The sequence below is a fragment of the Serratia marcescens genome, from assembly GCF_029846115.1.
Lineage (GTDB): Bacteria > Pseudomonadota > Gammaproteobacteria > Enterobacterales > Enterobacteriaceae > Serratia > Serratia marcescens_L.
Genome location: NZ_JARVZZ010000001.1, coordinates 643,152 through 661,464 on the forward strand (window position 1 = coordinate 643,152; position 18,313 = coordinate 661,464).

General features: G+C 61.9%; 11 protein-coding genes. 5 read left to right on the plus strand and 6 right to left on the minus strand.

What is annotated here, in order from left to right:
- Window positions 1-365: 365 nt before the first annotated feature.
- The 5 genes from malT to glpD all read left to right on the plus strand — a co-directional run bounded on the left by malT (window position 366) and on the right by glpD (window position 7,062).
- Window positions 366-3,080, plus strand: a complete 2,715-nt coding sequence (gene malT / locus QDT79_RS03030) for an HTH-type transcriptional regulator MalT (protein ID WP_063991710.1) — start codon at window positions 366-368, stop codon at window positions 3,078-3,080.
- Between the two features lie 82 nt (window positions 3,081-3,162).
- Window positions 3,163-3,489: a thiosulfate sulfurtransferase GlpE gene (gene glpE / locus QDT79_RS03035; protein WP_063991711.1), complete on the plus strand. Its 327-nt coding sequence runs from the start codon at window positions 3,163-3,165 to the stop codon at window positions 3,487-3,489.
- A gap of 171 nt (window positions 3,490-3,660) precedes the next feature.
- Window positions 3,661-4,497 carry a rhomboid family intramembrane serine protease GlpG gene (gene glpG, locus QDT79_RS03040; RefSeq protein WP_063991712.1) on the plus strand — a complete coding sequence of 279 codons (837 nt, stop codon included), beginning with the start codon at window positions 3,661-3,663 and terminating at the stop codon, window positions 4,495-4,497.
- Between the two features lie 50 nt (window positions 4,498-4,547).
- The gene (locus QDT79_RS03045) at window positions 4,548-5,306 is read left to right on the plus strand and encodes a DeoR/GlpR family transcriptional regulator (protein ID WP_004930797.1); all 759 of its coding nucleotides are present in this window, start codon (window positions 4,548-4,550) and stop codon (window positions 5,304-5,306) included.
- A gap of 247 nt (window positions 5,307-5,553) precedes the next feature.
- On the plus strand, window positions 5,554-7,062 hold the full coding sequence (gene glpD / locus QDT79_RS03050; protein WP_107227978.1) for a glycerol-3-phosphate dehydrogenase: 1,509 nt from the start codon (window positions 5,554-5,556) through the stop codon (window positions 7,060-7,062).
- Between the two features lie 59 nt (window positions 7,063-7,121).
- On the opposite strand, the gene glgP is transcribed toward glpD, so the two are convergent.
- From glgP to asd, 6 genes are all read right to left on the minus strand, one after another.
- The gene (gene glgP / locus QDT79_RS03055; RefSeq protein WP_063991714.1) at window positions 7,122-9,569 is read right to left on the minus strand and encodes a glycogen phosphorylase; all 2,448 of its coding nucleotides are present in this window, start codon (window positions 9,567-9,569) and stop codon (window positions 7,122-7,124) included.
- Between the two features lie 141 nt (window positions 9,570-9,710).
- Entirely contained in the window at window positions 9,711-11,141 is a 1,431-nt protein-coding gene (gene glgA / locus QDT79_RS03060; protein WP_308316192.1) for a glycogen synthase GlgA, read from the minus strand.
- 135 nt (window positions 11,142-11,276) lie between these two features.
- On the minus strand, window positions 11,277-12,554 hold the full coding sequence (glgC, locus tag QDT79_RS03065; protein ID WP_004930810.1) for a glucose-1-phosphate adenylyltransferase: 1,278 nt from the start codon (window positions 12,552-12,554) through the stop codon (window positions 11,277-11,279).
- 15 nt (window positions 12,555-12,569) lie between these two features.
- A complete protein-coding gene (gene glgX / locus QDT79_RS03070; RefSeq protein ID WP_308316193.1) occupies window positions 12,570-14,552 on the minus strand; it encodes a glycogen debranching protein GlgX in 1,983 nt (660 codons plus the stop codon).
- Entirely contained in the window at window positions 14,549-16,735 is a 2,187-nt protein-coding gene (gene glgB, locus QDT79_RS03075) for a 1,4-alpha-glucan branching protein GlgB (RefSeq protein ID WP_063991717.1), read from the minus strand. The genes glgX and glgB overlap by 4 nt, the downstream gene beginning before the upstream one ends.
- 443 nt (window positions 16,736-17,178) lie before the next feature.
- The gene (gene asd, locus QDT79_RS03080) at window positions 17,179-18,282 is read right to left on the minus strand and encodes an aspartate-semialdehyde dehydrogenase (protein WP_049205578.1); all 1,104 of its coding nucleotides are present in this window, start codon (window positions 18,280-18,282) and stop codon (window positions 17,179-17,181) included.
- Between the last annotated feature and the right edge of the window lie 31 nt (window positions 18,283-18,313).

An 18,313-nucleotide genomic window follows, 5' to 3' on the forward strand; every position in this document is an offset into this window, starting at 1 on the left:
AGGAGGATTGGGGCGTAGTTGGAATTGTGATCTCAGGCACTTTTTGACTCCCTTGCAACGATGCAAAAAAGCCCGCCAACGCGTGCGGCGAGCACTGAGAACGTTAACCATGACGTTAGCACAAGTATTCGCGCTGCTGAAGTTTTGTCCATGGCCGGAAATGCGATCTGCAACCGCATCGCCGCGCGCCGGTGCCAAACGTAAAAAAGTGTGATCGATAGCAACTTAACTCCAAGCCGATGCGGAAGCTTGTTGCAATACGTTTAGGGTTGGCAGAAGTTAGGGGGAGCTATTAATTACGAACCATAAAATAATTAGCGCCACTCCAATCCCGGCGGGAACCGCGATTTATACCCTGGAATACTATGCTGATCCCATCAAAACTGAGCCGCCCGGTACGGCTGCAAAATACCGTGATCCGCGATCGCCTGCTGGCCAAACTGGCCAGCGCGGGCAACTATCGCCTGACACTGGTCAATTGCCCGGCGGGATACGGGAAAACCACGCTGATCGCCCAATGGGCGGCCGGCAAGGCCGATCTGGGCTGGTATTCCCTGGATGAGAGCGACAACCAGCCGGAACGCTTCGCCAGCTACCTGATCGCCGCGCTGCAGCAGGCCAGCGGCGGCCGCTGCGTCAAGAGCGAGGCGCTGAGCCAGAAACATCAGTACGCCAGCCTGTCGGCGCTGTTCGCCCAGCTGTTTATCGAGCTGGCCGACTGGCACCAGCCGCTGTACCTGGTGATCGACGACTACCACCTGATCACCAACGACGCCATCCACGAAGCCATGCGCTTTTTCCTGCGCCATCAGCCGGAAAATCTGACGCTGATCCTGCTCTCGCGCACCCTGCCGCCGCTCGGCATCGCCAATCTGCGGGTGCGCGATCAGTTGCTGGAAATGGGCACGCAGCAGCTGGCGTTTACCCATCAGGAGGCCAAACAGTTCTTCGACTGCCGCCTGGCGGCGCCGATGGAACAGCAGGACAGCAGCCGCCTGTGCGACGAAGTCGAAGGCTGGGCCACCGCGCTGCAGCTGATCGCGCTGTCGGCTCGCCAGTCCGCCTCGTCGGCCCAGCTGTCGGCCAAGCGCCTGGCGGGGCTGAACGCCAGTCACCTGTCCGACTACCTGGTGGACGAAGTGCTGGACCACGTCGATGCCGAGGCGCGCGCCTTCCTGCTGCGCTGTTCGGTGCTACGTTCGATGAACGATGCGCTGATCGTGCGGCTGACCGGCGAAGACAACGGCCAGCAACGGCTGGAGGAGCTGGAACGCCAGGGGCTGTTTATCCACCGCATGGACGACACCGGCGAATGGTTCAACTTCCATCCGCTGTTCGCCTCTTTCCTGCGCCAGCGTTGCCAATGGGAACTGGCGCTGGAGCTGCCGGGGTTGCACCGCGCCGCCGCAGAGGGCTGGCTGGCGCTGGGATATCCGGCGGAGGCCATTCACCATGCGCTGGCGGCCAGCGACGTCAGCATGCTGCGCGATATCCTGCTGCAACACGCTTGGTCGCTGTTCCACCACAGCGAACTGGCCCTGCTGGAGGAGTGCCTGAACGCACTGCCCTATGAGCGCCTGATTCAGAACCCCAAGCTGGCGCTGCTGCAGGCCTGGCTGGCGCAGAGCCAGCACCGCTACGGCGAGGTCAACACCCTGTTGGAGCGCGCCGAGCGCACCATGCGCGAACAGAAAATCGAGATAGACCAAACGCTGCACGCCGAGTTCGACGCCCTGCGCGCCCAGGTGGCGATCAACGCCGGCAAACCGGAAGAGGCCGAACGGCTGGCGACCGAAGCGTTGAAATTCCTGCCGCTGTCCAGCTATTACAGCCGCATCGTCGCCACCTCGGTGACCGGCGAAGTGCACCACTGTAAGGGCGAGCTGGCGCGCGCGCTGCCGATGATGCAGCAAACGGAGCAGATGGCGCGTCGTCATCAGGCCAACCACTACGCACTCTGGGCGCTGCTGCAGCAGAGCGAAATCCTCATCGCCCAGGGCTTCCTGCAGGCCGCTTACGAAACCCAGGACAAGGCGTTCGAACTGATCCGCGAACAGCATCTGGAACAGCTGCCGATGCACGAATTCCTGCTGCGCATTCGCGCGCAGATCCTGTGGTCGTGGTCGCGGCTGGACGAGGCGGAAGACGCGGCGCGCACCGGGCTGAAAATCCTGGCGAACTACCAGCCGCAGCAACAGCTGCAGTGCATCGCCATGCTGGCCAAGTGCTCGCTGGCGCGCGGCGATCTGGACAATGCCAATACCCACCTGCAGCGCTGCGAAACCCTGCTGCACGGCGCCCACTACCATCGCGACTGGCTGACCAACACCGACAAGTCGCGGGTGATCCACTGGCAGATGACCGGCGACACCGCTGCCGCCGCCCAGTGGCTGCGCCACACCGAAAAGCCCGGCATGGCGGACAACCACTTCACGCAGGGCCAGTGGCGCAACATCGCGCGGGTGCAGATCCTGCTCGGCCAGTATGATGAGGCCGGCGTGGTGCTGGATGAGCTGAACGAGAACGCCCGCCGCCTGCGGCTGGTGAGCGATCTCAACCGCAACCTGCTCCTCAGCAACCAGCTGTACTGGCTGCAAGAGCGCAAGGGCGAAGCGCAGCAGGCGTTGATCGAAGCGCTGTCGCTGGCTAACCGCACCGGCTTTATCAGCCATTTCGTCATCGAGGGCGAAGCGATGGCGCAACAGCTGCGCCAGCTGATCCAGCTCAACACGCTGCCGGAACTGGAACAGCATCGCGCCCAGCGCATCCTGCGCGACATCAACCAGCATCATCGGCACAAGTTCGCGCATTTTGACGAGAACTTCGTCGATAAGCTGTTGACCCACCCGCAGGTGCCGGAGCTGATCCGCACCAGCCCGCTCACCCAGCGCGAATGGCAGGTGCTGGGGCTGATTTATTCCGGTTACAGCAACGACCAGATCGCCGGCGAACTGGATGTAGCAGCCACCACCATCAAGACGCACATCCGCAACCTGTACCAGAAGCTCGGCGTGGCCCATCGCCAGGAAGCGGTGCAGCAGGCGCAGCAGCTGTTGAAGATGATGGGGTACGGCGCTTAAAAACCCTGATGTCCCTCTGGTCTTAAACGCCGCAGAGTTGGTTACAATAGCGGCGTCCCCCAATTACGAGGCAGTCAGCAGTATGGAACAGTTCGAAGCGATCAACGTTGAGCAGGCGTACAGCCGCTGGAAAGAAGGCAGCGCCGCCCTGGTCGACATCCGCGATCCGCAAAGTTTTGAAGCCGGGCATACGCCGGGCGCCTTTCACCTCACCAACGCCACCCTGTCGGCCTTTATGCAGCAAAACGACTTCGAGCGGCCGGTGATGGTGATGTGCTACCACGGCAACAGCAGCCGCAGCGCGGCGCAGTATCTGCTGCACCAGGGGTTCGACGCGGTCTACAGCATCGACGGCGGCTTCGAAGCCTGGGCTCGCCAGTATCCGCAAGACGTGGAAACCTCTGCCTGATTCCCGCCGCCCGCCGCTCGTCGGCGGGCTTTCCCTTCGATTTTATGCGCGTTTTCGCGGGTTTTTCGCAGATCCGTTTGCCAGCGCTCAGGATTTCGACGTTATAATCGGCCGTCAGGGTCGCCGACGAGCAAGCCGCGGCCAAAATCATTCACTTACGACGGAAGAGCAATGGTTAGAGTAATCGCCATATCCAACCCGCGCCTGGCGCTGGCCTTTGTCGACTATATGGCGACCCAGGGCATCCGGCTTGAGCTGCGCAACAGCGGCGAGGCGGCGGAAATCTGGCTGGCCGACGACGGCCACCTCGAACAGGTGCAACACGAACTGCAGCAGTTTCTGGCCGATCCGCTCAACCGCCGTTATCAGGCCGCCAGCTGGCAGACCGGCCATACCGACGCCGGCCTGCACTATCAGAGCGAATCCTACCTGCACACCCTGCGCAGCAAGGCCGGGCCGCTGACGCTCGGCGTGATGGTACTGTGCATCGCGGTCTACATCCTGATGCAGGCGCTGGGCGACGACACCGTGATGTACTGGCTCTCCTGGCCACAGGACAGCAGCCAATACACGCAACTGTGGCGCTGGGTCAGCCATGCGTTCCTGCATTTCTCCCTGCTGCATATCCTGTTTAACCTGATGTGGTGGTGGTATCTCGGCGGCCAGATGGAAAAACGCCTCGGCGCCGGCAAGCTGTTCGTGCTGGCGGTGGTGTCGGCCTTCTTCAGCGGCTGGGCGCAATCGCTGTTCAGCGGCGCGCTGTTCGGCGGGCTGTCGGGCGTGGTTTACGCGCTGATGGGCTATGTGTGGCTGACGGGTGAACGGGCGCCGGAGCGCGGCCTGATGCTGCCGCGTGGCCTGATGGTGTTCTCGGTGCTGTGGCTGGTGGCCGGATATTTCGATATTTTAGGAATGTCGATCGCCAACGCGGCACACGTAGCCGGTTTAGTGTTAGGGTTATTGATGGCATTTTGGGATACGCGTCATCGCGCACACAACGAACAATAACAGCCGGGAGCTGTGCCCAGCGGGCATAGCGGGCGTTTTAGGGGATTATCGTGAAGCAAACACAGCGTCATGACGCAATTATCGAGCTGGTGCGCCTGCAGGGTTACGTCAGCACGGAAGAGCTGGTCGAACATTTTGACGTCAGCCCGCAAACGATTCGCCGCGATTTGAATGACCTGGCCGACCAGAACAAGATCCAGCGTCACCACGGCGGCGCGGCGCTGCCCTCCAGCTCGGTCAACGCTGCCTATAACGATCGCAAGGTGATGTGGTCGGAAGAGAAAGCCCGCATCGCGCAGCGCGTCGCCAGCCAGATCCCGGACGGCGCCACGCTGTTCATCGATATCGGCACCACGCCGGAAGCGGTGGCCCATGCGCTGATGAACCACAAGAACCTGCGCGTGGTCACCAACAACCTCAACGTTGCCACCTTGCTGACCGCCAAGGAAGACTTCCGCCTGATCCTGGCCGGCGGCGAAGTGCGCACCCGCGACGGCGGCATCATGGGCGAAGCCACCCTGGACTTCATCTCCCAATTCCGCCTCGATTACGGCATTCTCGGCATCAGCGGCATCGATATGGACGGCTCCCTGCTCGAATTCGACTATCATGAAGTGCGCACCAAACGCGCGATTATCGAAAATTCCCGCTGCGTGATGCTGGTCACCGACCACTCCAAATTCGGCCGCAACGCCATGGTCAACCTGGGCAACATGAATCTGATCGACTACCTGTTTACCGATCAGTTACCGCCGCCGAGCGTGATGAAAATCATCGAACAGTACGACGTGCAGCTGGAGCTGTGCTGATTCAGCCGTAACCTGTGGGGCGGCGCGCCGCCGCCCCGTTTCCCGCCCTCGCCCCCTTATCGACAGCCGTTTGCGCGCTCGCGCCATATCCACATCATTTATGTGACTATCATCACCAAACTGTTACCTCTATCACGCCTAAATGTTTTTGTTTGGTTAAGTCTTGGCTTGCTTGTTGGTTTTTGATTACAATCATGAGCGAAAACGAACATGAAAGAGCTATTTCGAACATCTGGAGGAAGATGACGTGGAAACCAAAGACTTGATCGTTATCGGTGGCGGCATCAATGGTGCCGGCATCGCGGCGGATGCTGCCGGGCGCGGGCTGTCGGTACTGCTACTGGAAGCGCAAGACTTGGCCTGTGCTACGTCTTCCGCCAGTTCCAAACTGATCCACGGTGGCCTGCGCTACCTGGAACACTACGAATTCCGTCTGGTGAGCGAAGCGCTGGCCGAGCGTGAAGTGCTGCTGAAGTTGGCGCCGCACATCGCGTTCCCGATGCGCTTCCGCCTGCCGCACCAGCCGCACCTGCGTCCGGCCTGGATGATCCGTATCGGCCTGTTCCTGTACGATCACCTGGGCAAACGCACCAGCCTGCCGGGCAGCAAGGGTTTGCGCTTTGGACCAGAGTCGGTGCTGAAGCCTGAACTGAAGCGCGGTTTCGAATATTCCGACTGCTGGGTCGACGATGCTCGCCTAGTGGTGCTAAACGCGCAGGAAGTGGAAAAACGCGGCGGCGAAGTGCGCACCCGCACCAAAGTGACCCGCGCATGGCGTGAAAACGGCCTGTGGATGGTGGAAGCGGTCGATATCGACAGCGGCAAAACCTTCACCTGGCGCGCCAAAGGCCTGGTGAACGCCACCGGCCCGTGGGTGAAAAACTTCTTCGACGACGGCCTGAAGCTGAAATCGCCTTACGGCATCCGCCTGATCAAAGGCAGCCACATCGTGGTGCCGCGCGTGCACGATCAGCCGCAGTCTTACATTCTGCAGAACGAAGACCACCGCATCGTGTTCGTGATCCCGTGGAATGACGAGTTCTCCATCATCGGTACCACCGACGTGGAGTACAAAGGCGATCCGAAAGATGTGAAGATCGACGAGAATGAAATCGCTTATCTGCTGAAAGTGTACAACGATCACTTCAAGAAGCAGCTGGGCCGCGACGACATCGTCTGGACATACTCCGGCGTGCGTCCGCTGTGCGACGACGAATCCGATTCACCGCAGGCGATCACCCGCGATTACACGCTGGACGTGCACGACGAACAAGGCAAGGCGCCGCTGCTGTCGGTCTTCGGCGGCAAGCTGACCACCTACCGCAAGCTGGCCGAGCACGCGATGGAAAAACTGGCCCACTACTACCCAGGCTGCGGCCCGGCGTGGACCAAAAACGCCACGCTGCCAGGCGGCGACATCGGCGGCGATCGCGACGGCTACGCGGCCAAACTGCGCCGTGCGCACGGCTGGCTGCCGGAAGCCCTGGCGCGCCGCTATGCCCGTACCTACGGCAGCCAGAGCGAGCTGATCCTGGCCGGCGCCAACGGCCTCGCCGATCTGGGCGAAGATTTCGGCCACGGTCTGTATGAAGCCGAACTGCGCTACCTGACCGAGAAAGAGTGGGTCGTAGAGCTGGCCGACGCCATCTGGCGCCGCACCAAGCTGGGCATGTGGCTGGACGAAGCGCAGCAGGCGCGAGTGCAAGCCTGGCTGGCAGAACACGCGAAAACGAAAGCGCTGTCTCTGGCTTCCTGAGCCACAGCGTAATGAAAAAGGGCCGGTTATCCGGCCCTTTGTTTTTTTCCTCTCCCGCTTTACAGCTTCACCGGCTGAATGTGCCAGATTTCGTCCGCGTATTCCTGAATGGTGCGATCGGAGGAGAAGTAGCCCATGTTGGCGATATTCAGCACCGCACGCCGCGTCCACTCGTCCTGATTGAGATACACCTCGTCCACCTTGTCCTGCGTGTCCACATAGCTGCGGTAATCCGCCAACAGCTGATAGTGATCGCCGAGGTTGACCAGCGAGTCGAACAAATTGCCATAGCGTTTCGGCTCTTCCGGGCTGAACACGCCGGTGGCGATCTGCGTCAGCGCCTGATGCAGCTCTGGGTCTTGCTCATAGTACTGGCGCGGGTTGTAACCGTTGCGGCGCAGTTCCTCGACCTGCTCGGCGGTATTGCCGAAGATAAAGATATTCTCCTCCCCCACGTGCTCGCGCATCTCGACGTTGGCGCCGTCCAGCGTACCGATGGTCAGCGCACCGTTCAGCGCGAACTTCATGTTGCTGGTGCCCGAGGCCTCGGTGCCCGCCAGCGAGATCTGTTCCGACAGATCCGCCGCCGGGATAATGATCTGCGCCAGGCTGACACCGTAGTTCGGAATGAACACCACCTTCAGCTGGGTATGCACGCGCGGATCGTTGTTGATCACTTTGGCCACGTCGTTGATCAAGCGGATGATCTGCTTGGCGGCATAGTAGGCCGACGCCGCCTTGCCGGCGAAGATCACCACCCGCGGCACGCGCTCGATCTCCGGATCGTCCAGCAGACGGTTATACAGCGTGATGACGTGCAGCACGTTGAGCAGCTGCCGTTTGTACTCGTGGATGCGCTTGATCTGCACGTCGAACAGCGCATCCGGGTTGACCACCACGTTGAGCGTTTTGGCGATGTACAGCGCCAGCCGCTCCTTGTTCTGCCGCTTGGCGCGCTGCACCGCCTGCAGGAAACTCGGGTAATCGACGTTGGCTTTGATCTCGCTCAGCTGGCTGAGATCGGTGCGCCAGGTCTGACCGATGCAGTCGTCCAACACCGCCGCCAGCGGCGGGTTGGCCAGCGCCAGCCAACGGCGCGGCGTCACCCCGTTGGTTTTGTTGCAGAAACGATTGGGGAACAGCCGGGCGAAGTCGGCGAACAGCGACTGCACCATCAGTTCGGAATGCAGGGCGGAAACGCCGTTGACCTTGTGGCTGGCTACCACCGCCAGCCACGCCATGCGTACCCGGCGGCCGTTGGTTTCATCGATGATCGAGACCCGCGCCAGCAGGTCGTTGTCGCCCGGCGCCACTTCCTGCACCATCTTGAGGAAGTGATCATTGATTTCGAAAATCAGCTGCAGATGGCGCGGCAAGATGCGGCCAATCATGTCCAGCGGCCAGGTCTCCAGCGCCTCGCTCATCAGCGTGTGGTTGGTGTAGGAAAACACCTGCTCCACCACTTCCCAGGCGTCGAGCCACTTGAATTTGTGCTCGTCGATCAGCCGGTGCATCAGCTCGGGAATCGACAACACCGGGTGGGTGTCGTTGAGGTGAATGGCGATCTTGTCCGCCAGGTTGTCGAAGGTTTTGTGCATCAGCCAATGGCGGTTGAGAATATCCTGCACCGTGGCCGACACCAGGAAATACTCCTGTCGCAGCCGCAGCTCACGCCCGGAGGAGGTCGAGTCGTCCGGATACAGCACGCGCGACACGTTCTCCGAGTGGTTTTTATCTTCCACCGCCGCGAAGTAATCGCCCTGGTTGAACTTGCCGAGGTTGATCTCGTTACTGGCCTGCGCGCCCCACAACCGCAGGGTGTTGGTGGCATCGGTGTCGAAACCGGGGATCACCTGATCGTAGGCGATGGCCACGACCTCTTCGGTCTCCAGCCAGCGCGCCTTGGCGCCCTCCTGCTGCACGCGGCCGCCGAAGCGCACCTTGTAGCGGGTGTTATGGCGCGGAAACTCCCACGGATTACCGTACTCCAGCCAGTAGTCCGGCGACTCCATCTGTTGGCCGTTGACGATGTTCTGTTTGAACATGCCGTACTCGTAGCGAATGCCGTAGCCGCGCCCCGGCAGCGCCAGCGTCGCCAGCGAGTCGAGGAAGCAGGCCGCCAGGCGGCCCAGACCGCCGTTACCGAGCCCGGGATCGTTCTCTTCCTCCAGCAGCTCCGCCAGGTTCAGCCCCATCTCGTTCAGCGCGTTGTCGATATCCTGATAGATGCCCATCGACAGCAGCGCGTTCGACAGCGTGCGACCGATCAGGAACTCCATCGACAGGTAATACACCTGCCGCACGTCTTGAGACAGCTGGGCGCGGTTGGAACGCAGCCAGCGCTCCACCATGCGATCGCGCACCGCGAACAGCACGGCGTTCAACCAGTCGTGCCGGTTGGCGATGGCCGGATCCTTGCCGACGATAAACATCAGCTTATAGGCGATGGAGTGTTTCAGCGCTTCCACACTGACCGTAGGTGAGGTGTAACTAAACGGTGAAGTCATGGCTTTTTAATCCCTTGTAGGGAGCCCAGCCATTCGCCGCGGAATAGCTGGCCCCGCTGAACATGGACGCGGTACGCCGCGCCCCGACAATCTACTCTTATGGCTGCCCGCCGCGCGTCAACCCGAGACGCGAAACGCGGGCTACAAGCGTTGATAAAGCGATAAATACTCTTTCGCCGCCACCGGCCAGCCGAAGTCCACGCTCATGGCGTGGCGCTGAACGTGGCGCCAGTGTTTCGGCCGGCTCCACAGCACCATGGCGCGGCGGATGGCGTTGCCCAGCGCGACGGCGTCGCAATCGTCGAACACGAAGCCGCTGGCGGTGCCGTCGGCCAGGTTTTCCAGCGCGCAGTCCACCACCGTGTCCGCCAGCCCACCGGTGCGGCGCACCAGCGGCAGCGTGCCGTATTTCAGGCCGTAGAGCTGCGTCAGGCCGCAGGGCTCGAAGCGGCTCGGCACCAGAATCACGTCGGCGCCGCCGATGATGCGGTGGGAGAAGGATTCGTGATAGCCGATCTGCACCCCTACCTGCTCGGGATAATCGGCGGCGGCGGCCAGAAACGCCTGTTGCAGCACCGCATCGCCGGCGCCCAGCAGCGCCAACTGCCCACCCTGCGCCAGCAGTTCAGGCAATGCCTGCAGCACCAGGTCCAGACCTTTTTGGCTGGTCAATCGGCTCACTACCGCGAACACCGGCAGCGATTCGTCCACCTTCAGCCCCATGGCCTTTTGCAGATGCAGCTTGTTTTTGACCTTGCTTTTCAGATCGTCGGCGTCGTAGCGGGCACTCAGCCGCGGGTCGTGGGCCGGATCCCAAATCTTGTCGTCCACCCCGTTGAGGATGCCGCTCAGCTTGCCCTGCCGCTGCCGCTCCTGCAGCAGCCCCTCCATGCCGTAGCCGAACTCCGGCCGGGTGATCTCGCGCGCATAGGTCGGGCTGACGGCGGTCACGTGGTCGGCATAAAACAGCCCGGCCTTGAGGAACGACATCTGGCCGTAGAACTCCAGGCCATAGACATCGTAAAACGACGCCGGCAGCCACAGCTCGGTCACGTGATGGCCGGAAAACAGCCCCTGATAGGCCAGGTTGTGTACGGTGAACACCGAACGCGCCGGGTGGTCGTTGGCGGCCAGATAGGCGCAGCTCAGGCCGGCGTGCCAGTCGTGGGCGTGCACCAGCTGCGGGCGCCAGTAGCGATCCAGCCCCTTGGCCAGCTCGCAGGCCATCCAGCCCAGCAGCGCAAAGCGGCGATGGTTGTCGGGGTAGGCGTACATCGATTGATCGTGGTACGGGCTGCCCGGCCGGTCATACAGCCAGGGCGCATCGATGAGATAGATGCCCACGCCATGGTAGGTGCCGTAACGCAGGCCGACCCGGCCGGCAAACGAGTCGATTTCCGCCACCAGCGAGGTGTCGGGGATGCCGTTGCGTACGTCAGGAAAAGCGGGCAATAGCACCCGAACATCGGCGCCTTCGGCGATTTGCGCCGCCGGCAACGCGCCAACCACGTCTGCGAGTCCGCCCGTTTTCAGCAGGGGGAACATTTCAGAACATACGTGTAAGACCTGCATTATCACTCCTGAAAGTCGGCCGAAGGCCTCTGGATAAGAAATAAAGCAGGCTTGCCGCTGTTATGCGTGCCGCGTTGCGCAAGCCATCGAACCGTTCATCAGGCGGCAGGCTATCGTTCTGCCGCCCACGTTAACTCACAATTTTGACAACATTTCGCGCGTCACCAGCACGATGCCGCCTTCCGAGCGATAAAAGCGCTTGCTGTCCTCATCGGCGTTTTCCCCGATCACCATGCCCTCCGGAATGTGGCAGGCGCGGTCGATGATGCAGCGCCGCAGGCGGCAGGAACGGCCGACGTTCACGTCCGGCAATAATACGGTAGAGTCGATGGTGCAGAACGAGTTCACTCGCACGCGCGGGAACAGCACCGAATGCACCACCACCGAGCCCGAGACGATACAGCCGCCGGACACCAGCGAGTTCATGGTCATGCCGTGGCTGCCGGAGCGATCCTGCACGAACTTGGCCGGCGGCAGCGGCTCCATGTGGGTGCGGATAGGCCAGGCGCGGTCGTACATGTCCAGCTCCGGCGTCACCGACGCCAGATCGAGATTGGCGCGCCAGTAGGCGTCCAGCGTGCCCACATCGCGCCAGTACGGCGGCAGATCGGGGTTGGACGTCACGCAGGACAAGGTAAACGGATGCGCCCACGCCGCCTGCTGCGCGGTGATTTTCGGGATCAGATCCTTGCCGAAATCGTGGCTGGAGCCGGGGGTCGACATATCCTCTTCCAGCAGTTGAAACAGGTAGGCGGCATTAAAAATATAGATGCCCATGCTGGCCAGCGACATATCCGGGTTGCCCGGCATCGCCGGCGGATCGGCGGGCTTTTCCAGAAACTCGATGATGCGGTCGCTTTCATCCACTTTCATCACGCCGAATTCGCCGGCCTCGCTGCGCGGCACCGGCAGACAGGCCACGGTGCACTGAGCGCCCTTCTCGACGTGGTCGATCAGCATGCGCGAGTAATCCATCTTGTAGATATGGTCGCCCGCCAGGATCACCACGTATTCGGCCTCATAGCGGCGGATGATGTCCAGGTTCTGGTACACCGCGTCGGCGGTGCCCTTGTACCAATGTTCGGTGCTGAGGCGCTGCTGAGCCGGCAGCAGGTCGACGAACTCGTTCATCTCCTCGTTGAGAAACGACCAGCCGCGCTGAATGTGCTGCACCAGCGTGTGCGACTGGTATTGGGTGATCACGCCGATGCGGCGGATGCCGGAGTTCAGGCAGTTCGACAGGGCGAAATCGATGATGCGGAACTTGCCGCCAAAGTGGACGGCGGGCTTGGCGCGGGTGGAGGTCAAATCTTTCAGACGCGAGCCGCGGCCGCCGGCCAGGATCAGCGCTACGGATTTAATCGGCAACTGGCGCGCCAACATCAGGGGGTCTTTATTTTCAAACCTAACCATAGCGGACTCCTTTTATTATTTCCGTACCAGAACGCAAAGCGAGCGCGCGTCCAGGTGCCAGGCGGGTAACACCGCCCGTGAGTCTTCCTGAGTGAACGGAGCGACAACCTGCCAATCGCCTTCCGGCAACCTCATCTCCACCGTTTGCGGCGTGGCGTTGACCAGCAGCAGCCAGCGCTGCGACAGCAGGATCTGCATGAGCAGATCGCCCTGCTCCCACTGCTGCGCGTCGAGCGGCTGGCCTTGCGCGTTCAGCCACTGCACGCAGCCATCGTCCTGCTGCCACCAGCGATCCTGTTGCAACGCGGGGATCTGGCGGCGCAGCGCGATCAGCGCCGCGACGTAGTCGGTCAGCGCGTCATCCGCCGTGGACCAGTCGAGCCAGGTGGTGGCGTTGTCCTGACAATAGGCGTTGTTGTTCCCCTGCTGGCTGTGTCCCTGTTCATCGCCGGCCAGCAGCATCGGCGTTCCCTGGGACAGCAACAGCGTGGCGAGCATCGCCCGCTGGCTGGCCCTGCGGCGTTGCACAATGGCGTCGTCGGCGACCAGGCCTTCCACACCGTGGTTGTTGCTGAAATTACGATCGCTGCCGTCGCGGTTGCCTTCGCCGTTCGGCTGGTTGTGTTTCTCGTTGAAGCTGACCACGTCCTGCAGGGTGAAGCCGTCATGGGCGGTCAGCATGTTGACGGTGGCGTAAGGCGCTCGCCCGCGCTGGTTGTACACATCGCTGGAGGCGGCAAAACGCCGGGCGAACTGGCCGAGCGACACGCCGCTCTGCAGCCAGAAACGGCGCATGTCGTCGCGGTAATGGTCGTTCCATTCGGCGAAGCGGCCGGGAAACGCCCCCACCTGATAGCCGCCGGGGCCAACGTCCCAGGGTTCGGCGATCAGCTTGCAGCGCGACAGCACATCGTCCGCCAGCATCGCCTGGAACAGCGGGGCATCGCGATCGAACCCCGGCGTGCGGCCGAGCACGCTGCCCAGATCGAAACGGAAACCGTCGATGTGGCACTCCCGTACCCAAAAACGCAGGCAATCCATCACCCAGGCCACGCCCTGCGGCTGATCCAATCGCAGGGTGTTGCCGCAGCCGGTGTCGTTGACGTAGTCACCCTCCGGCGTCAGCCAGTAGTAGCTCAGGTTATCGATGCCGCTCAGCGACAGCATCGGCCCGTCCCTGTCCAGCTCGGCGCTGTGGTTGAACACCACATCCAGGATCACCTCGATGCCGGCTTGGTGCAGCGCCTTGACCGCATCGCGAAATTCGTTCAGCGGCGTGCCCTCGGTGCTCAGGCTGGCGTAGCGGTTGTCCGGCGCATAGGGCGCCAGCACGTTATAGCCCCAGTAGTTGATCAGCCCCAGCCGCTGCAGGCGCGGTTCGGAGGTATGCTGCTGCACCGGCAGCAGTTCCAGCGCGGTGATGCCGAGGCGTTTGAAGTGGGCGATCATCACCGGGTGCCCCAGCGCGGCGAAACTGCCGCGCAGCGCCGGCGGGATTTTCGGGTGCAGCAGCGTCAGGCCGCGCACGTGCGCTTCGTAAATCACCGTCTGCCCCCAGGGCGTGGCGGGCGGGCGATCGTCCTGCCAGTCGTACTGTTCGTCCACCACCACGCATTTCGGCATCAGCTCGGCGCTGTCGTGCGGATCCGGCTGATCGTAACCGCCGTGCAGGTGCGGGTGGTCCCCCACCGGCCCTTCTACCGCGCGCGCTGCCGGATCGAGCGCCAGTTTGTTGGGGTTGAAACGCTGCCCGTTCGCCGGGTCAAACGGGCCGTAGACGCGGAAACCGTAACGTTGCCCCGGCCTGCCGCCCGGCAAATAGCCATGCCAGATATCACCGCTGCGCGCCGGCAGCGGCAGGCGCACCTCGCGCTGCTGGCCGTCGAACAGGCACAGTTCCACCCGCTCGGCGTGCGCCGAATACAGGGTAAAGTTGATGCCTTCGCCGTCGTAATGGGCGCCCAGCGGCGCGGCGAGGCCGGCCGTCAGCTCCGTCATGACGCCTCCCGCAGCAAATAAATGGTCGCCAGCGGCGGCAGCGTCACGCAGATGGAAAAGTCGCGGCCATGGCTGCCGACCGCTTCGGAAGAGACCCGCCCCTGATTGCCGGCGTTGCTGCCATGATAGTGGTGCGAATCGGTATTGAGGATCTCGCGGTAGCCGCCGGCGCGCGAGAGGCCAATGCGGTAGCGGTAGCGCGGCACCGGGGTAAAGTTGCTGATGGCGATCAGCTCATTGCCCTGCGAATCGTAGCGCGCGAAGGCGAACACCGAATTGTCGTGATCGTCAACCACCAGCCACTCGAAGCCGTCCGGGCGGTAGTCACGCTCGTACAGCGGCGCCTGCTGCCGGTAGCAATGGTTCAGATCTCGCACCAGCCGCTGCACGCCGTTGTGCCAGTTATCCAACCCCTCCAGCAAATGCCAGTCGAGGCTGGTATCGAAATTCCACTCACGCCCCTGCGCGAACTCGCAGCCCATAAAAAGCAGCTTTTTGCCCGGATGCGCCCACATAAACCCGTAATAGGCGCGCAGGTTGGCGAACTTTTGCCAGGCGTCGCCCGGCATGCGGTCGAGGATCGATTTTTTGCCGTGCACCACTTCATCGTGCGAGATAGGCAACACGAAGTTCTCGGTATAGGCGTACAGCATGCCGAAGGTCATCTGGTTGTGGTGATACTTGCGGTGCACCGGATCGCACTTCATGTAATTGAGCGTGTCGTGCATCCAGCCGAGGTTCCATTTGTAGTGGAACCCAAGACCGTTGGCGTCCGGCGGCAGGGTGACGCCGGGATAGTCGGTGGACTCCTCCGCCAGCGTCACCGCGCCCGGCTGCGCCTGCCCGATAGTCTGGTTGGTATAACGCAGGAAGGCGATCGCCTCCAGGTTCTCGTTGCCGCCGTAGTAATTCGGCACCCACTCGCCGTCGGCGCGGCTGTAATCGCGATAGATCATCGACGCCACCGCATCGACCCGCAGCGCGTCGATACCGAAACGCTCCAGCCAATACAGCGCGTTGCCCGCAAGGTAGTTGCGCACCTCGTGGCGGCCGTAGTTGTAGATCAGCGTATTCCAGTCCTGGTGGTAGCCCTCGCGCGGATCGGCATATTCGTACAGCGCGGTGCCGTCGAAATTCGCCAGGCCGTAGGCATCGCTCGGGAAGTGCCCCGGCACCCAGTCGAGGATCACGTTGATGCCCGCCTCATGCGCCGCCGCCACGAACGCCCTGAAATCGGCCGGCGTGCCGAAGCGCCGGGTCGGCGCATACAGCCCCAGCGGCTGGTAGCCCCAGCTGCCGTCGAACGGGTGCTCGTTGATCGGCAGCAGCTCGATATGGGTGAATCCCATGTCCTTCACATAGTCGATAAGCTGCACCGCCAGCTCGCCGTAGCTGAGCCAGAAGTGGTTATCGGTGTGGCGGCGCCATGAGCCGAGATGCACCTCGTAGATGGCGATCGGCTGGTCAAAATCGTTGGCGCGGCGGCGCGCCTGCGTCGACGGCACCACCTCCGGCAGCGGCGCCACCAGCGAGGCGGTGTCCGGGCGCATCTGCGCCTCGAAGGCGTAAGGATCGGCTTTCAGTTGGGTATTGCCGTAGCAATCGACGATTTCATATTTGTACAACTGGCCGGCCCGCACGCCGGGCAGGAACAGCTCCCAGATGCCGTTTTCACGCCGCAGACGCATCGGATGGCGGCGGCCGTCCCAGAAGTTGAACTCCCCCACCACCGAGACGCGCTGGGCGTTGGGCGCCCAAACGGCAAAGCTGACGCCGTCGACGTCATCCAACGTGGCGAGGTGAGCTCCCAGGCGTTCATAGGGGCGCAGGTGCGTGCCCTCGGCCAGCAGCCAGCTGTCGATATCCTGCAGCAGCGGGCCGAACCGATAGGGATCGTCGACCGTCTGTTGGTGATCGCGCCAGCTGACCTGCAGCTGATAGCGGAAAGGATTTTTGCGCCGCGGCACCACGGCACTGAAGAAGCCGCGCGGATCGTCGCAGTTCAACTGCACCAGCCGCCGGCCGGTTTGCTGTTCCACCAGCCAGACTGCGCCGGCGTCCGGCAGCAGCGCGCGCACCTGCAGACCGTTATCGGTCGCATGCATGCCAAGCAGAGCAAAGGGGTCGGCGTAATGGCCGGAGATGATCTGATCAATCACGTCACGATCGGGAAGTACAGGCATAGTCTTCTTCCTTAGATTAACAGCATGATCTAAGCACGGCTTGTTGGTTATTCCTTGGCCGTTTTGGTCATCATGCAATGCATTCGGTATCCAAAGCGTGATTGCGGTCGGTTATTGACCAATCTTTACTCTGCCGACCTGAATTTCGCTCTTTATGCTTATTTTTTGAAATATTTCAGTCATGGTGAAAAATTGTTCGCCCATGCGTTAAGCATAGCCAATGTCTGTTAAAAACTGCTCAGCATTGCTCAGGAAAATTCTTCATTAAGAAAACTGCCAGCCTGCCGTCATCTGCATGCGGCGGCCGACGAGGAGATATGCGGGGAAGAGCCCGGTGAAACGAGGCTTGCGGTGACGTTGCCCGGCGCGGTGCGCGGCGAACAAAAAAGCGGAAAATAAGGCTTTAGGGGGCTGAAAGCAGCCAGCCCCCTGAAAGCAAGGATTTACAGCAGGATACGCAGCATGCGGCGCAGCGGCTCGGCCGCGCCCCACAGCAGTTGGTCGCCCACGGTGAACGCCGACAGGTATTCCGGCCCCATATTCAGCTTGCGCAGACGGCCGACCGGCGTATTCAGCGTACCGGTCACCGCCGCCGGCGTCAGTTCGCGCATGGTCAGCTCGCGGTCGTTCGGGATCACGCGCACCCAGTCGTTGTGCGTCGCCAGCATCTGCTCGATGTCCGGCAGCGACACGTCTTTTTTCAGCTTCAGGGTGAACGCCTGGCTGTGGCAACGCAGCGCGCCAACGCGCACGCACAGACCATCGACCGGGATCACGCTGCCGGTGTTCAGAATCTTGTTGGTTTCCGCCTGGCCTTTCCACTCTTCACGGCTCTGGCCGTTGTCGAGTTGCTTGTCGATCCACGGGATCAGGCTGCCGGCCAGCGGCACGCCGAAGTTATCGGTCGGCAGTTTGCCGCTGCGGGTGGCCTCGGTCACCTTGCGTTCGATATCCAGAATGGCGGAAGCCGGGTCCTGCAGCTCCTTCGCCACGTCGGCATGCAGCATGCCCATCTGGGTCAGCAGTTCGCGCATGTGGCGCGCGCCGCCGCCGGAAGCCGCCTGGTAAGTGGCGACCGACGCCCACTCCACCAGATCGTTGGCGAACAGACCGCCGAGCGACATCAGCATCAGGCTGACGGTGCAGTTGCCGCCGACGAAGGTTTTGATGCCTTTGTCCAGGCCCTGCTGAATCACCGCGTGGTTGACCGGATCCAGGATAATGATGGCGTCGTCCTGCATGCGCAGCGAAGAGGCCGCGTCAATCCAGTACCCCTGCCAACCACTGGCGCGCAGCTTAGGATAAACTTCGTTGGTATAATCGCCGCCCTGACAGGTAATAATGATATCGAGCGCGCTCAGCGCGTCGATGTCATACGCATCCTGCAGCGTGCCCTGCTGGCCGCCGAAGGCCGGCGCGGCGGAACCGTGCTGCGAGGTGGAGAAAAAGACCGGGCGAATGGCGTCGAAATCGCGCTCTTCCGTCATGCGTTGCATGAGAACCGAGCCGACCATTCCGCGCCAACCGATGAAACCAACGTTTTTCATAATATCTGTGTCCCGCCCGGATAAGGGCTTA

Bases quoted from the DNA above. Each gene is read 5' to 3' on its own strand.
- malT (WP_063991710.1), top strand. From the start codon at position 366: ATGCTGATCCCATCAAAACTGAGCCGCCCGGTACGGCTGCAAAATACC.
- glpE (WP_063991711.1), top strand. From the start codon at position 3,163: ATGGAACAGTTCGAAGCGATCAACGTTGAGCAGGCGTACAGCCGCTGG.
- glpG (WP_063991712.1), top strand. From the start codon at position 3,661: ATGGTTAGAGTAATCGCCATATCCAACCCGCGCCTGGCGCTGGCCTTT.
- glgP (WP_063991714.1), bottom strand. From the start codon at position 9,569: ATGACTTCACCGTTTAGTTACACCTCACCTACGGTCAGTGTGGAAGCG.
- glgA (WP_308316192.1), bottom strand. From the start codon at position 11,141: ATGCAGGTCTTACACGTATGTTCTGAAATGTTCCCCCTGCTGAAAACG.
- glgC (WP_004930810.1), bottom strand. From the start codon at position 12,554: ATGGTTAGGTTTGAAAATAAAGACCCCCTGATGTTGGCGCGCCAGTTG.
- glgX (WP_308316193.1), bottom strand. From the start codon at position 14,552: ATGACGGAGCTGACGGCCGGCCTCGCCGCGCCGCTGGGCGCCCATTAC.
- glgB (WP_063991717.1), bottom strand. From the start codon at position 16,735: ATGCCTGTACTTCCCGATCGTGACGTGATTGATCAGATCATCTCCGGC.
- asd (WP_049205578.1), bottom strand. From the start codon at position 18,282: ATGAAAAACGTTGGTTTCATCGGTTGGCGCGGAATGGTCGGCTCGGTT.